At 45.4% G+C, this 15,524-nt stretch carries 12 protein-coding genes and 2 tRNA genes; 10 read left to right on the top strand and 4 right to left on the bottom strand.

Features of this window, described 5'->3' with window-relative positions:
- Positions 1-205: 205 nt before the first annotated feature.
- Genes pilV through H8K29_RS15255 form a run of 6 tightly spaced genes read left to right on the top strand, consistent with a single transcriptional unit; the run spans position 206 to position 7,519 of the window.
- Complete coding sequence (pilV, locus tag H8K29_RS15280; protein WP_186885645.1) at positions 206-778, top strand: type IV pilus modification protein PilV; 573 nt, start codon at positions 206-208, stop codon at positions 776-778.
- Positions 779-780: 2 nt separating this feature from the next.
- Positions 781-1,824, top strand: coding sequence for a PilW family protein (locus H8K29_RS15275; protein WP_186885646.1), 1,044 nt, complete (start codon positions 781-783; stop codon positions 1,822-1,824).
- A gap of 7 nt (positions 1,825-1,831) precedes the next feature.
- Entirely contained in the window at positions 1,832-2,485 is a 654-nt protein-coding gene (locus H8K29_RS15270) for a PilX N-terminal domain-containing pilus assembly protein (RefSeq protein ID WP_255423006.1), read from the top strand.
- Positions 2,486-2,533: 48 nt separating this feature from the next.
- Positions 2,534-6,469, top strand: a complete 3,936-nt coding sequence (locus tag H8K29_RS15265; RefSeq protein ID WP_186898269.1) for a pilus assembly protein — start codon at positions 2,534-2,536, stop codon at positions 6,467-6,469.
- Positions 6,470-6,489: 20 nt separating this feature from the next.
- Positions 6,490-6,951, top strand: a complete 462-nt coding sequence (locus H8K29_RS15260; RefSeq protein WP_186885648.1) for a type IV pilin protein — start codon at positions 6,490-6,492, stop codon at positions 6,949-6,951.
- A complete protein-coding gene (locus tag H8K29_RS15255; RefSeq protein ID WP_255423397.1) occupies positions 6,938-7,519 on the top strand; it encodes a GspH/FimT family pseudopilin in 582 nt (193 codons plus the stop codon). Before H8K29_RS15260 ends, H8K29_RS15255 begins: the two co-directional genes overlap by 14 nt.
- A gap of 330 nt (positions 7,520-7,849) precedes the next feature.
- Here H8K29_RS15255 and H8K29_RS15250 read toward each other — a convergent pair.
- The 3 genes from H8K29_RS15250 to H8K29_RS15240 all read right to left on the bottom strand — a co-directional run bounded on the left by H8K29_RS15250 (position 7,850) and on the right by H8K29_RS15240 (position 9,355).
- A tRNA-Asn gene (locus tag H8K29_RS15250) sits at positions 7,850-7,925 on the bottom strand.
- A gap of 79 nt (positions 7,926-8,004) precedes the next feature.
- Positions 8,005-8,080 (bottom strand) — tRNA-Asn (locus H8K29_RS15245).
- Between the two features lie 60 nt (positions 8,081-8,140).
- A complete protein-coding gene (locus tag H8K29_RS15240; protein ID WP_186898268.1) occupies positions 8,141-9,355 on the bottom strand; it encodes an amino acid aminotransferase in 1,215 nt (404 codons plus the stop codon).
- 221 nt (positions 9,356-9,576) lie between these two features.
- Here H8K29_RS15240 and uvrB point away from each other — a divergent pair, with 221 nt between their 5' ends.
- Positions 9,577-11,670 carry an excinuclease ABC subunit UvrB gene (uvrB, locus tag H8K29_RS15235; RefSeq protein WP_186885650.1) on the top strand — a complete coding sequence of 698 codons (2,094 nt, stop codon included), beginning with the start codon at positions 9,577-9,579 and terminating at the stop codon, positions 11,668-11,670.
- Between the two features lie 159 nt (positions 11,671-11,829).
- Here the strand turns inward: uvrB and H8K29_RS15230 are convergent, their stop codons facing one another.
- On the bottom strand, positions 11,830-13,176 hold the full coding sequence (locus H8K29_RS15230; RefSeq protein WP_186898267.1) for a GGDEF domain-containing protein: 1,347 nt from the start codon (positions 13,174-13,176) through the stop codon (positions 11,830-11,832).
- 341 nt (positions 13,177-13,517) lie between these two features.
- On the opposite strand from H8K29_RS15230, the gene H8K29_RS15225 reads away from it, so the two are divergent.
- From H8K29_RS15225 to H8K29_RS15215, 3 genes are all read left to right on the top strand, one after another.
- Complete coding sequence (locus H8K29_RS15225) at positions 13,518-14,099, top strand: DJ-1/PfpI family protein (RefSeq protein WP_186898266.1); 582 nt, start codon at positions 13,518-13,520, stop codon at positions 14,097-14,099.
- Positions 14,100-14,160: 61 nt separating this feature from the next.
- A complete protein-coding gene (locus H8K29_RS15220) occupies positions 14,161-14,505 on the top strand; it encodes a ribbon-helix-helix domain-containing protein (RefSeq protein ID WP_186885653.1) in 345 nt (114 codons plus the stop codon).
- 389 nt (positions 14,506-14,894) lie between these two features.
- Positions 14,895-15,434 carry a cysteine hydrolase family protein gene (locus H8K29_RS15215; protein WP_186885654.1) on the top strand — a complete coding sequence of 180 codons (540 nt, stop codon included), beginning with the start codon at positions 14,895-14,897 and terminating at the stop codon, positions 15,432-15,434.
- The last annotated feature ends 90 nt before the right edge of the window (positions 15,435-15,524 follow it).

Raw genomic sequence — 15,524 nt, 5'->3', positions numbered from 1 at the left:
GGGGTTTTGCTTTTAGGGCTCAGGATCTTTCGGCGCTGGCGGCTTTATTCCAGACTCCGACTTCTCTTCCCATTACCACTCCTTATTCTGCCCTCTTCTGCTCTTCGATCTTACTGACCAGCGGTCACTATGGCTGGATGAATGGTAAGCCTTCTTAGTCCGGAAGACTTAAAATGACATACTGTAAAAATTTACTATAAGAATCATGATTTCTACTCAAGCAAAAGGCTTCTCTTTAGTCGAAGTGCTCATCGCCGTCTTTGTGTTGGCGCTCGGAGTAATCGGGGCTGCCGGATTGCAGCTAGCAGCAGTTCGTACTTCACAACAAAGCGGGTATCAGACTATTGCAGTTGAATTGGCAAATGAGCTTGCAGATAAAATGCGATCAAGCGATGCTCAAATGAAGTTATCTGACTCAGCAAATGTGTTTGCTAATATTAAGTACGATTCTGCTTCTGACTCTGATCCTACCGCGCCTACACTTTGTTATAGCTCATCAGCTAATTGCAATGCAAATGATTTGGCAAAAGCAGATATTTACGAGTGGTTGGTCAATGTAAAAAAACTACTGCCAGGTGGCAGAGTTTTAGTTTGTCGTGATTCGGCGCCGTTCGATACTTCCGCTAAAGCTCTTACATGGACCTGCACCGCTGACTCTAATGCGGGATTAACAATAAAAATTGGCTGGAAGAGCAAAAATCCTGATGGAAGTTTTGTTACTAGTAATGGGGCAACACCACCAAGTGTTGCACTGACTGTTGAATCTTACGTGAAATAGTTATGTTTAAAAATACTCTTAAGTATTCCTCGGTAGCTTCTTCGAATGGGAAGCAGAATGGCTTAACTTTGATTGAATTGCTGATTTCAATTACTGTTGGGTTACTCGTAGTATTAGCTGCAACTGGCTTAGTTATTTCTACAAAGCAATTATTTCTTAGCCAAACCGAGGGAAGGGAGACGCAGGACACAACGCGCTTTGCGTTAGATAACATTTCTCGTTCGGTCCGCCAGGCTGGCTATGTAAATTATGATTTCGTTAATTCTGCAAAAATTACTCCTTCTACTGCAAGTGCTGATATCGTAGGTATGGATGCAAATAGCGTATCCGCAACATCGGATGATATTGCTTCTCCTACCGGTAACTCTGTGAATTTTAGTGACTTATTAGCTATTCGTTTTTTTGGGTCTGGAAAAACCGGTACTGGTGATGGATCTGTCAGCAATTGTGCAGGATTTTCAGTTCCTGAACCTGTTTCATCAAATACAGCAGGCCAGGATCGTGGATGGAGTATTTATTACGTGGCAAACGATGCCAATGGCGAACCTGAACTATTTTGTAAATATTACAGTTCCGACTCTGGCAAATGGAGTGCGCAGTCGCTTGTCAAAGGAGTCGAATCATTTCAGGTACTGTATGGTGTTGACACGAGCAATCCAAAGGATGGTACCGCAAATAAATTTTTAACTGCGACGGCTGTGAATGCTTTAGATGCAGCTTTGGTGTTGGATGGTAATACTGCAGATGAAAAAGCCAAAGATTTGAACCGTAAAACTTTTTGGAAAAAAATCACAGAAATAAAAGTTGCTTTGCTTGTCAGTGGTGCTCAGAATTCACGTCAGGACGAGGCTAAAACAACTTATGACTTGTTTGGCGCAAGTTATGCATCCACGAGCTCTGGAGTTGATAACGGTACCACTATCAGGGAGGCAGATATACCTGAATCAAGGAGAAATCGAATACGAAAAGTATATAACGCGACGATTCAGGTTCGTAATGTTTGTGACGTTGATCCTGACCGTGACACTTGCCGTTCTCCAAATTGAGTCGAATATGTTTAGATTAAAAATTATGTCGCAGACGGGTGTAAATTTATCTCAGTTTTCTTTGTTAAAACGACAAAGAGGGGCATCGCTGATTGTCTCGTTGCTGATGTTGATTGTTGTGTTGATGCTGAGTATTTCTCTTGCAATGGTTTCGTTACAAGGAGAAAAAGCATCAAGGAGTGATCGCGACCGCCAAATTGCATTAAATGCGGCTGAGGCAGCGCTAAAAGACGCTGAAATGGATATTGATCCTCAAGTCGTTCTTGCCAACGGAAGAAGCAATCTATTTGACGCAACATCTAATCTTTTTTTCGAGACTGGATGTGCATCTGGCGACGGTAATCTTTATCAGGGTATGTGTGCTGCAGCCGTAGAAGGGCAGCAACCAACTTGGATGACTGTCAATATTGCTGATGATAGTGCTGGCTCTGTCTCAGTGAAATATGGCCGTTTTACTGGTCAAACTATGCCGACTGAAAAAGGAGCATTTCCGGCTAGGTTGCCACGTTACATTGTTGAAGCGGTTCAGGATACTGAAGCTGGGGGCAAAGCTGACGATCAAACCAAATATATTTTCCGCATTACCGCGATTGGTTTTGGTCCTAATCCAAATGCCAAGGTGGTTTTACAGTCTTTCTACAGAAAAGCTGTTAAGTCATGAAATTTGTACAACCAGAGTTAACTTTAAAACTCTGGCCGGAGAGCTAATATGAAAAAAATAATTAAGTCTGTCGTTTCAATCAGTTCCTTGCTTGCTAGCACTCTGGTCGTTGCCGCGCCGCCAGTAGTTAATCTGGCTAACGTACCTCTTTATTCCGGGGGGGGGAGTGTAAGACCAAATTTATTGTTGGATCTTTCCGTGGAGTTTCCGACAGTAAAAGCGGCTTATGGCAATGCAAGCGACTACAATAAAACCGTCGAATATCTTGGTTATTTTAATTCTAAGAAATGCTATACAAATGGCGGGGTTAAGAGTTTTACTTTAGTAAATACATCTGGTACCGCAACTGGCAGTTCAAAGACAGCGAGTTGGTCGAATACTCAACCAACTTTGGCAAATGCGCCCAATTCTTTTTTCCAAATTTCTGGAAACGCAGACAGTAATTATGAGTGTGACGGAAGTTCGTTCAGCGGTAATTTTATGAATTGGGCCTCATCTTCTGCGATTGATATGTTACGGCTCTCCCTGACTGGTGGAGATCGTATTTACGATGGCGACACCCAGACAATATTACAAAGAGCTTTTCTATATAGCAGTTTTTATAATTCAGGTTATTTTACAAAAAAATCAATTAAAGCATCTACAACTCAGAGCGCACCAAATAAGGTAACACCGTATTCTGTTACGACGCTGTATATCTTGAATTGCGATAATAAAATTTTATTTAACGATACTACTACTACAGCTAGTTGTGGAACTAACAGAACCTACCCTACCAATTTATCTTCTAGTGATTCAAAGTTGATTTCTGGCACCGACAGAACTTTAGGTGAATTTCTTGTTCGGGTGCAGGTATGTGATGCAAACGAAGCATCAACGAGGACAGATTTGTGCCTCAAATATCCTAATGGTAGCTACAAACCAGTGGGAAACATGCAACGGAATCAGAACAACGTAAGGTATGGTGCTTTTGGTTATCTGATGAATAACGTGAATACTCGTTATGGTGGGGTGTTACGTGCGCCTTTGAAGTACGTTGGTAGCAAGCAATATCGCGCCGCAAATGGTTTTGCGGAAGAAGTAAATGATCGCCCCGAATGGGATGCTAATACCGGGATTTTTGCTGCAAACTCAGAAAATGACGCCTCCGGAAATAGTGGTGTTATTAATTATCTGAATAAATTCGGACGCACTGGAAATTACAAAGGCTACGATCCTTTGAGCGAGTTGTATTATGAGAGTATCCGATATTTGCAAGGAAGACAGCCCACATCGAATGCCTATGCATCAATGTCAACGACGGAGCAGGATAACTTTCAAGTGCTGACAACTTGGGTTGACCCGGTAGAAGCCTCATGCCAGAAAAATTATATTATTGTCATTGGTGATGCCAATACTCACCAAGATACTTATATTCCAGGTGGAACTTTAACCGGAGCTAGTCGTAGTAAACGTGCAGCAGATACAGCAACAACACAGTGGCCAGCTTTTAACGTGGCAACGCAGACTGGTCTAGTTGCAGCCTTGGAGTCTTCATCTTCATCTGGGAATTCGGCTCCGGCTACTTCCTTGGCTAATATGGCGACAGCTTATACTGGGTCTAGCAACGGAACGTTCTATATGGCGGGTACAGCCTATTGGGCTCACACGAACGATATTCGTCTTGATAAGCCAGTGCGCGTCAAAACCTTCACTATTGACGTAGACGAAAATGGGAATGGCTCTATTGATAATGCGTCCAGAAGCAATACTGCTCCGCGTTTGTCTCAGCTTTATCTGACGGCAAAATATGGCGGTTTTAATGATCTTAACCTTGATTTAAATCCGTTCAAGACGTTTGGTTCGGACGGCAAAACGGTTGTTAATAATAATAAGGAGTGGGCGAGCGGAAATGGTACTGATCCTGACAATTTTTTTCTCGCCAGTGAACCAAAGAAGATGATGGCAGCGATCGACAATATTTTTAAATCTGTTGCTTCTAGCGGGGGGAATCTTGCTGGTGTAGGTATTTCGTCAAACTACGCGAGCGATAATCCTTTTGTTTATGCCCCAGGGTTTAAGGCAGAAAAGTGGTCAGGCAGTCTGAATAAAATATCTGCAATTGGATCAAATCAAACGCCGGTCTGGGATGCCGGAATTATTCTGACTGGTGATCCAGTTGCTAAACCCTCGATTGCTCCAAATCCTTTACCAGCGAATCGTAATATTTTTACTTCTAAAGTTGCAGCGGATGGTTCTTTGTCTTTAACCTCATTTTCATCTTCAGGGGGCGCGTTTAGTACGGCGGATCTACTTGCATTGAATACAGATCCACATACTGGAACAGTAGATAATTTTGCAATAGACAGAATTAATTTTTTACGTGGAGACCGTAGTCAGGAGCAATCGAAAGATGCGTCAGGTAACGTGACAGGTAAGTTCAGGGTTCGCGATAGTGTACTGGGGGATATTATTAACAGTGCACCAGTGTATTACGGTGCACCTTCAAAAAATATCACCGGCACAGGATATAGTACTTTTTATAAGAACTACGTTAATCGGCAGAAAGCTGTGTACGTAGGTTCAAACGATGGCATGCTCCATGCATTTGATGCGGACAATGGTACGGAGTTGTTTTCTTATGTGCCTAATGCATTAATTTCAAAATTAAACAAGCTCACTGACCCGTATTATAGTCATCAGGCATTTGTTGATGGTCGTATAACGGTAAAAGAGGCTCAGGTAAAAGGGAACTGGAAAACATTATTAATATCGGGATTTGGTGCTGGGAATAAAGGTGTGTTCGCTCTTGACGTCACAAATCCTGCCAATTTCTCAGGTGGGTTGGGCGCTCTTTGGGAGTTCACAGATAAGATAGATGCCGATATGGGGTATGTGCTTTCACCACCAATGATTGCAAAATTCCGTACTGGAGGAACTGCAAGTAATCCTACCTATTCTAATTTCGTCGTTGTTTCCAGTGGGTATGATAACTACGATTCGAATCCGTCTGCGACAGGACAGGGGGCGCTATTCTTACTATCGTTAGACAAAAATCCGGGAGACCCGTGGACAATAAATTCAAACTATTTCAAATTGCTAACTCCAATTAAAGATGCGACGCAACGTAATGGCTTGGGTGCCCCTAACGTGACATACGGCAACGATGGTGCTGTGAATTATGTTTATGCAGGTGATTTGCAAGGAAATATGTGGCGGTTTGATTTTACTGGAACAGATTTATCAAAGGCTAAAACAGTGACTACGCCTGTGTTTACTGCAAAAACTCCAACAGGTGAAACACAGCCAATTACTGTACAGCCTCAGATCGTATTTGCTCCTGGAGGCGGTTATATCCTTCTGTTTGGTACTGGAAAATATTTAGAAACATACGACGTCACACCAGTAAATTATCAAGTGAATACTTATTACGCCATACTTGATACGACTTATACTGCTGATGCGGTGACAGGGCGCAGCCAATTGGCACCGAGAACGACTGCTTTGTCTGGAACTGGATTGACCTTAACTGGTGATAAGTTTACTTACGGCACGGCGACAGGGACAAAAAAAGGCTGGTATTTTGATTTTTATGATTCGAAGAATACCGGTGAGCGCATTCATCACACATTATCCGGTGCAATTGCTGGCAACTATTACTTTTTTAATACCTTAATTCCAAGCAACGATCCTTGCTCGGGTGGCGGCGGTCGTGAATATATGGTCGATGTACTTACTGGCTTGAATTCAGATGTGACTGGAACTTTGTCAACGATTGGTTTATTAACATCACCAGTAATTATTTATACATCAACTACTACCGGAGACAGAAACGCGACGGGTAGCCGTAAAATTACCACATCAATTACTAAAGTTGATAGTGGACCTAATGGCAGCAAACGTACAGCAGCGCCTGATGCAGTGACACGTGCCGGGCGTTTGAGTTGGAGAGAATTGCAAAATTATGACGAAATGCGTAAAGCTGCAATTTCTAGTGGACAGTAATTTTTATTATTGAGCGTAATATGAAAAATAGCAGAATAAAAGGCTTTACCTTAATAGAACTAATGATTGTCGTTGCCATAATGGGGATATTAACAACGATAGCGTACTCTTCATATGTTTCTTCCATAACTAAAGCGAAAAGATCTGAGGGGAAATCGGCTCTCATGAAATTGATGCAACAAGAAGAACGTTTTTATACACAAAATAATAGTTATATTGTCTTTTCCCAGGCATCCAGCGATGCGAATGAGATGAGGTTTAATTGGTTCTCGGGGGATAATTCTAGTAAAAGCGCTTATGAAATTAAAGCTACGGCTTGTTCAGGAGATACCATACAAAATTGCGTTTTATTGACTGCCACACCAGGTACTACGAATGTCGATGGTAAATTTAAAGATACGGTTTGTGGAAATCTGACATTAACAAGTACAGGCGTCAAAGGTTTTACCGGGGCAAATGGAACAAAAGATGATTGTTGGTAAAATGAAAAAGACATTCAAATATACTCCTGCAAGAGGCGGGTTTTCTCTGGCCGAATTAATGGTAACAGTTGCGATCGCCGCTATATTAATTGCAATTGCTGCACCAAGTTTTAGTGTTTTCATTGATAACCAAAAATTATTAACTACGGCCACGGAATTCTATTCTGCAGTTAATATGACGAGGTCTGAAGCAATTAAAAGAGGCGCTCAAGTAACGCTTGCGGCAAATGATGGAGTCGCCTGGACTTCAGGGTGGACAGTGTTTGTCGACACAAATGGAAATGCTCGTCCGGATGCAGGGGAAACGACAATATTTACCCATGATGCCACTTCCCAAAAAATGGAGGTGGTAGGCCAGTTCACGGACGGCACATCTCCTTATATCTCTTATACTGGCAATGGTAGAAGCAGGACAAATGCGAATAGCCAACAGCCTCAAGCCGGGACTATTTCATTCAAATTGGGAGCAGCAACTCGGCGGGTAAAAGTGAATTTTTTAGGACGTGCGCGCATTTGCAATCCTGATACCGATTTAAAAACCTGTGCGGATAACGCTACGGGAAATTAGTTGATATCGTGGTAATGATTTTTAGCCGAGAGCAGGGTTTTTGTGAGAGATTTCAGTGATCGATCAGGAATATAAAAACCTGCTGCAATTCTTACGGGTTAAGCGCAATCGGAAATGTTCGATGTCGGTAGAGGGGAGTGGTTGTACGTTTTTCCTTAACCGGAGAGGTACCTAAACCGGCAATCCTGCAATCCTGCACTATCCGGCAGGTGAGGCCTGAATATTTCCATCCAATATCCAGAGAGAGCGACTCCTGGATATGAAATGTGTGCAGAATAAAAAAGAGTTACAAGCATAAGCGAGTAACTCTTTTTTATTTTCCTACTTATTTGGCTCCCCGACCTGGACTCGAACCAGGGACCTGCGGATTAACAGTCCGTCGCTCTACCGACTGAGCTATCAGGGAATAGAAGAATTTTATATCTTCGTTTAACTTTTTACGCACAGTGATTTGTTATTAAGTTCACTGCTTACTTCGAATTCTGTGGCTCCCCGACCTGGACTCGAACCAGGGACCTGCGGATTAACAGTCCGTCGCTCTACCGACTGAGCTATCAGGGAACAGAGACAAAGATTATATTCGTTGCCCCTTAACTTGTCAACGACTCAAGCCATTCAAACTCACAAAACCTTAGCGATAGCATCGATGACGTTATCGATGTTTTTGCTATTCAACGCCGCGACACAGATGCGTCCGGTGTCAACGGCATAAATGGAATTACCCTCACGGAGTTTGCCAACTTGTTCCTTAGTTAAACCAGAGTAAGAAAACATACCGCGCTGCTGAATAACAAAATCAAAGTTGTGAGTCGGCGCTTTTTCTTTTAGTTTTGCAACGAAAGCATGGCGCATTTCACGTATGCGGACGCGCATGCCGGCCAACTCTTCTTCCCAAAGTTGGCGTAATTCTGGCGTGGCTAATACTGTTGCCACAACCTGTCCGCCGTGTGATGGTGGATTTGAATAGTTTGTACGAATAACGCGTTTTAATTGCGACATGATGCGTGCCGCTTCATCTGCGCTGGATGCAGCAATACTGAGCGCACCAACGCGTTCACCGTAAAGCGAGAATGATTTGGAAAATGAGTTAGAGACAAATAATGCACCGCCTGCTTCAGCAAAACGGCGTACCACTTTTCCATCAGCTTCTATGCCGTCGCCGAAGCCTTGATATGCCATATCCAGGAATGGAATTAAACCGCGTTGGGTGACGACTTCGATGACTTGTGTCCATTGATCATCCGTCAGGTCTGCGCCGGTTGGATTATGACAGCAGGCGTGCAGCAATACGATAGAGCCGGCTGGCATGGTTTTCAATGCATCTAACATACCTGCAAAATTGACGCCGCGGGTATTGGCGTCATAGTAGGGATAGTTGTTGACTTTGAAGCCGGCGGATTCAAACAGGGCGCGATGATTTTCCCAGCTAGGGTCACTGATCCAGACTTGTGATGTAGGTGCAAAGCGTTGCAAAAAGTCTGCGCCCAATTTCAATGCGCCTGTACCGCCAATGGCTTGTGCTGTGATAGCCCGTTTTTCCAGAACCACTGCGCTGTCAGCACCAAAAACTAATTCCTGCACTGCTTTATCGTAGGCTGCGAGCCCTTCAATCGGTAAATAAGTACGTGGTGCATATTTCTCGATCAGAATCGCTTCAGCCTTTTTTACACACTCGAGCAAAGGAACCTTGCCATTGTCGTCGTAGTAAACGCCAACACCAAGATTGACTTTCGCTGGATTCTGATCAGCGTTGTAGGCTTCAGTAATACCCAGTATCGGGTCGCGAGGTGCCATCTCGATGGCGGAGAACAGAGGAGAAGAGGTAGGAGCAGTCATGATAATATGGAAAATTATCTGCCGTTGCCGACAGTAATGGTTGGAGTGATAAAAATACGAATGTTATAGGGCTTACGTAAAATTGTTCAGGCTAGGTATGCTGAGCAAGACAGTGTTATCAGTATGGATGGTACTAATCAGTTGACGCGTGGATAGCGCGTTTTCACGTTTGTTTTGCGTAAATCCTATCAGCCTCATATTCTAACAAAGGTAATAGAACCATGGCGGTCGCACCTGTGAATTCAGTCGCTTTATCTGATCAATTGGATGAAGCAAAGTTTATATCGTTTCCAGACTCTCCTTATCAGTTATATCAATTGTTTCAGCCAGCTGGTGATCAGCCAACTGCCATTGCTCAGTTGGTGGAGGGCATCAATGACGGACTATTTTTTCAAACTCTGCTGGGGGTGACAGGCTCAGGTAAGACGTACACGATGGCGAATGTCATCGCAAGAACCGGCCGTCCGGCGATTATATTTGCACCGAATAAAACCTTGGCTGCTCAGTTATATAGTGAGTTCAGGGAGTTTTTTCCGCGTAACGCGGTTGAGTATTTTGTGTCTTACTACGACTACTATCAGCCTGAAGCCTATGTACCCCAACGGGATCTGTTCATTGAAAAAGATTCGGCGATTAACGAGCATATCGAACAGATGCGCTTATCGTGTACCAAATCACTGATGGAGCGTCGGGATGTGATAATCGTGGCAACTGTGTCAGCCATTTATGGTATCGGTAATCCTAACGAATATCACAAAATGATTCTGACTTTGCGTGCCCGAGACAAAGTCAGTCAGCGCGATGTCATTGCCCGTCTGATACAGATGCAGTATTCGCGCAATGAAGTTGATTTTGGTCGCGGTACTTTCCGGGTACGTGGCGACACCATTGATATTTTCCCGGCTGAACATGCTGAACTCGCGGTTCGCGTGGAAATGTTTGACGACGAAATCGAAAACTTACAGCTGTTCGATCCACTGACGGGTCGTATTAAGCAGAAAATTCCTCGTTTCACCGTATATCCGGGTTCGCATTATGTAACACCACGCGAGACGGTTTTGCGGGCGATAGAAACCATTAAAGAAGAGTTGCGCGAACGCCTGGATTTCTTCCGTCGGGAAAACAAGCTGATTGAAGAACAGCGTATCGAGCAACGTACCCGCTTTGATCTGGAAATGATGGCGGAGATAGGTTTCACAAAAGGGATTGAAAATTATTCGCGTCACTTGAGCGGCGCTAAAGCGGGTGAACCGCCACCGACGCTGGTCGATTATTTGCCAGCCGATGCCCTGATGTTTCTGGATGAGTCGCATGTGCTGACCGGACAATTGAATGGCATGTACAACGGTGACCGGGCGCGGAAAACCAATCTGGTCGATTACGGTTTCCGCTTGCCGTCGGCACTTGATAATCGTCCGCTCAAGTTCGCTGAATTTGAAAGCAAAATGCGGCAAACCGTGTTTGTATCTGCGACACCGGGAGATTACGAGCACCAGCATGCCGATCAGGTGGTGGAGCAGGTCGTCCGTCCGACAGGATTAGTCGATCCCGAAATCGAAGTGCGGCCAGCGTTAACGCAAGTTGACGATCTGATGGGCGAAATTACCGACCGCGTGAAGAAAAATGAGCGGGTACTGGTCACGACCCTGACCAAACGCATGTCGGAACAGTTAACGGAATTTTTAACTGAGAACGGCATTAAAGTCCGTTATTTGCACAGCGATATTGATACCGTTGAGCGGGTGGAGATTATCCGTGATTTGCGTTTGGGCACCTTTGATGTATTGGTAGGTATTAACTTGCTGCGTGAAGGGTTGGATATTCCTGAGGTTTCACTGGTGGCGATTCTGGATGCGGATAAAGAAGGCTTTCTGCGCTCTGAGCGCAGCCTGATTCAGACGATTGGTCGTGCTGCGCGTAACCTGCATGGGAAAGCGATTCTGTATGCCGACAAGATCACAGATTCTATGCGTCGCGCCATGGGCGAAACCGAACGTCGTCGCAACAAGCAGCTGGCATTCAACCTCGAAAATAATATTACTCCGACAGGTATCCGCAAACAGATTAAAGACATTATCGATGGCGTGTATAACCAGCAGGAAGCCAGAGATGATCTCGTGGCGGCGCAGGAGCAGGCAAAATACGAAGTCATGAGTGAGAAGCAGATTAGTCGTGAAATAAAACGTCTGGAAAAACTGATGCTGGATCACGCAAAAAATCTGGAATTCGAGAAAGCCGCACAAGTCCGCGATCAGCTCGCGCATTTGAAACAGCAATTGTTTGGTGCTGGCGGCAGCGATAATGTGCCCGTCTGAAGACGGAATAAGGCGCAGCTATTCTCTTAGGTGCAGGTGATACGGAACGGAATCCGCCGTATCACCTGTTGTTCCGTTATTGCGTTATTGCGTTCTTGCGTTCTTGCGGGCTGGCGGGGCGCCATTCTCAGCAATCACAGCAGTCACAGCAATATGTACTTAATACTGCCAGCGTTTATGTCCGGCTTCAGGTAAATCCTGCATCAGACAAACCTGATTACGCCCGGCTTGTTTTGCCTGATAGAGTGCGGCATCGGCTTGTAAAAACAGATCGTTTTCAGTTTTGCAGCAAGGGAAATCCGAGATGCCGCCGCTGAACGTGAATTGCTTATTTTCTCCCGGCCTGGTTTCAAAAATGATGTTGCTGAACGCCTCGCGCATTGCGTCCAGCTTTAGTTTGCCTTGTTCTCGATCACAATCCCAAAATATCACCACGAATTCTTCACCACCGAAACGGCTCAGCAAATCATACTCGCCTAATAATCCTGAAAGCACCAGCGATAAACGTTTAATGACGATATCGCCGAAATAATGCCCCCAGGTATCGTTGATGAGCTTGAATTTATCGATGTCGAGAATGCCATAGGCGAGGCACTTTCCTTCGCGATTGGCGCGGCGTATCAATTCCTGCGCTTTCTTTTGCAAACCGATTTTATTCAGCAGACCCGTTGCGCGATCACGGCTGATCAGATCTTTGCTGGCGCGGATTTTATCGATACGATTCAGTAGCAGGCGGGTCAGTACGTCGTTGTCCGTCTTTTGTATGATTTCATCGAAGCCGCTGTCGAGTGCGTGTCGTGCGAGCATGGTATTCGCCTCTTGTTGCAGCATGATGATTTCACGACTCTGATCGAATTCAATGTTCTTTTTTAATACCCGCACCAGTGCTTCTGTATTCAAAAAATGCGATTGATCGATCATGACGATGTCAGGCTGCATTTCTTTGACTTTGACATGTAACGAGCGTGCATCCTGCGAATGCAATAGCTGCACGCTGTGCTCGGCAAGTAACTGTGTGTTGAGCGGCACGATCTCGCCGAGATAAACGATCACATTGGTTTCGCCGCGTTTGTGGCGGCCAAAAAGATTGAATAGTTTATCAACCAGTACTTCATTGCTGATTGGCTTTTCAGCGTAGGCCAGGCAATTACTTTCAACCAGCTTTTGTTGTAGTAAGAAGCGTTCACCCTGCCTGACCGTTTGCAGATAGACATAGTTATGGTGGGCTGGCAGTCTTTGCAACAGATCGCTGAGGAACATGGTCTGACGACGCTGCTGCTGCATGTCGTTTTGCATGTTGTAGAGCACGTCGAGATCAATCACAAATAAATCCTGATCGCTCGCATTTTCGACGGCAGTGACAAAGTCGCTCATCTGATCGAAAAAGTGTATGTCGAAATCATACTTATGCGCGCAGAGCAGAAGTTCTTTTTTATTGTCTTTGATGAAAAAGGTCTGTGCCAGCAGTTTTACCTGATTCTTAAATAACAACCCTGCTTCTGCCATTGCTTCTCCGTATGTGCGCCAGTCGGCGTAACACCAATAAATGAAACCATGTTGCTGTGTTGAATTTTATACGAGATTGTTCAGCGTCTTCTACATGCAGGCTGAAATATCCGATTTCTTCATCTGCGAAGCACGATTATGGCGTAAAAAAGACAGGCGTACGTTGTTCGTCCTTCTCGGCTGCAATCGCAGGTGCTTAGTCGCTTTCGCAGTAAGTGGTGGAGTTGTTGCCGAACGCAATCTCGGACGGATTTGACGAAATGTAGTATCCCGTCATTACCATCAGAAGATCAATCCGCTTAACAATCAGTTTCCGCTTTTAACCGATAACAGGAGACATCATGGCTGCAAAAAAAATTCTTATGCTGGTAGGGGACTTTGTTGAAGATTACGAAGTGATGGTGCCGTTTCAGGCGCTGCTCGCCGTTGGTCACGAAGTGCATGCCGTTTGCCCGGATAAAAAAGCCGGTGACTACGTTGCGACGGCGATTCATGATTTTGAAGGCCAGCAAACCTACACGGAAAAACCCGGGCATCGTTTTATTCTGACGCATGATTTTGCCAGTATCAATGAGCATGACTACGACGCCTTGTTGATTCCCGGCGGCAGGGCACCGGAATATCTGCGCCTGAATCCGCGCGTGATCGAAATTACACGCCATTTCGCACAGCAACAGAAACCCGTTGCCGCAGTCTGCCACGGTGCGCAGATTCTGGCTGCGGCGAAGGTATTGGATGGCGTGCGCTGTTCAGCCTATCCAGCCTGTCAGCCAGAGGTGGAGCTGGCTGGCGGCGTTTATGCGGCAATCCCTGTGACCGATGCAATCACCGACAAAAATTTTGTTACGGCACCAGCCTGGCCTGCGCATCCGGCATGGATTGCGCAATTCCTTGCTTTGCTGGGAACAAAAATCCATTTATAAAAATGGCATTGCCCGTATAATCGTCAGCAGAAAGTTTGCTTGGCGATTTGCGGGGTGCATCATGTGTGAAATTTTTGTCAAAGCCGACCCTGGCTTGTATGAATCCAAAGCGCGCTCGCTGCGCTTACACGGCGTCGTTACTTCGATTCGTCTCGAAAAACTCTTTTGGCTGACCCTGCAGGAAATTGCTGAACGCGATGGCATGAACACGAATCAACTCATTACCAGGCTCTATGATGAGTTGATTGAATATCGTGGTCATATCGATAATTTCAGCTCTTTTCTGCGCGTTTGTTGTCTGCGGTACACATCGCTGATGGTGGAGGGAGATATTTCCACCAATAAAAATCTGCCGTTGGCAGGTGTGCGGGAATCGCAGCCAGAGATGGCTCGTTTTTTAATTTGATGCCTGTTTAGCAGCGGCGCAAATTCACCGGGTGCGGTCAGCCCGGTATTTTTTTGGGCGCAAGGCACATACTCCCCCCTTAAAATGTGATTTTTGCCTTCATCTCCTTATAAATAAAGGGCTTCTGAATATACTCCCCCCAGTATATTTTTGCCCCATGAGTGCTGCTGATGCCACTTCTTTACTCCTGACGCCGGATTCTGCCATCCGCCATCGTTGGATGGCGCTACCGTATTTCTGTATTGCGAATGATGTTCTTGCACAGTGAGCGAATCACATCGATCTTTGTACCGCGCGCAAGATGAAGATGAGCCTGATCCGGCAGTTCAGGATGTTTTTCTGGCATTTTATGCGCTAAGATCAGTGCTTCACCTGCATAAAGGTTCGCGATGAAATGTATTTTGCTGATTATCGACGTGCAACGCGGTTTGTTTGATCACGAGCCGCGACCATATGAAGCTGATGCGGTCGTTGATCGCATCAATATTCTTGCTGACCGGGCACGCCATGCGGGAACCCCTGTTGTTTTTGTTCAGCATGAGACCGAAGACGACGAACTGGCGTTTGGCTCAGACAACTGGCAACTGGAGCAGAGGTTGATACTGGAAGACGGCGACACCATTTTGCGCAAGACTACCCCGGATTCCTTTTTACGCACCGAGCTGAGCAGTTTGCTGGCGCAGTGGGGAGCCGAGTTGATCGTCATTTGTGGTTATGCCAGCGAATTTTGTGTCGATACCACCAGCCGCCGGGCAGCGGCGCTTGGCTACCCTGTGATTATTGCTGCCGATGCGCATACTACTCACGATAAAGCGCATGCGAGTGCTTTGCAGATACGCACACATCACAATGCGACGCTGGGAAATATCAGCAGCTTTGGTCCGGCGATCCGCGCGATAGACAGCCAGCAGATTGTGTTTGGAATCTGAAGTGCCACTGGTCGAGCAAGAAATGAACGAGCAACGAAGCGTGACCGTCGCTGTCAATTGATAGTGGTTTTGTCCGATTTCGTGACCCAA

This window comes from Undibacterium sp. CY21W (assembly GCF_014284265.1).
Classification (GTDB): domain Bacteria; phylum Pseudomonadota; class Gammaproteobacteria; order Burkholderiales; family Burkholderiaceae_D; genus Undibacterium; species Undibacterium aquatile.
The sequence above is the reverse complement of the archived record's forward strand: the minus strand, read 5'-3'. Positions and strand labels throughout refer to the sequence as shown.

Coding starts and splice junctions, on each gene's coding strand:
- H8K29_RS15240 (WP_186898268.1), bottom strand. CDS start 9,355: ATGACTGCTCCTACCTCTTCTCCTCTGTTCTCCGCCATCGAGATGGCA.
- H8K29_RS15270 (WP_255423006.1), top strand. CDS start 1,832: ATGTTTAGATTAAAAATTATGTCGCAGACGGGTGTAAATTTATCTCAG.
- uvrB (WP_186885650.1), top strand. CDS start 9,577: ATGGCGGTCGCACCTGTGAATTCAGTCGCTTTATCTGATCAATTGGAT.
- H8K29_RS15260 (WP_186885648.1), top strand. CDS start 6,490: ATGAAAAATAGCAGAATAAAAGGCTTTACCTTAATAGAACTAATGATT.
- H8K29_RS15215 (WP_186885654.1), top strand. CDS start 14,895: ATGAAATGTATTTTGCTGATTATCGACGTGCAACGCGGTTTGTTTGAT.
- pilV (WP_186885645.1), top strand. CDS start 206: ATGATTTCTACTCAAGCAAAAGGCTTCTCTTTAGTCGAAGTGCTCATC.
- H8K29_RS15230 (WP_186898267.1), bottom strand. CDS start 13,176: ATGGCAGAAGCAGGGTTGTTATTTAAGAATCAGGTAAAACTGCTGGCA.
- H8K29_RS15225 (WP_186898266.1), top strand. CDS start 13,518: ATGGCTGCAAAAAAAATTCTTATGCTGGTAGGGGACTTTGTTGAAGAT.
- H8K29_RS15255 (WP_255423397.1), top strand. CDS start 6,938: ATGATTGTTGGTAAAATGAAAAAGACATTCAAATATACTCCTGCAAGA.
- H8K29_RS15265 (WP_186898269.1), top strand. CDS start 2,534: ATGAAAAAAATAATTAAGTCTGTCGTTTCAATCAGTTCCTTGCTTGCT.
- H8K29_RS15220 (WP_186885653.1), top strand. CDS start 14,161: ATGTGTGAAATTTTTGTCAAAGCCGACCCTGGCTTGTATGAATCCAAA.
- H8K29_RS15275 (WP_186885646.1), top strand. CDS start 781: ATGTTTAAAAATACTCTTAAGTATTCCTCGGTAGCTTCTTCGAATGGG.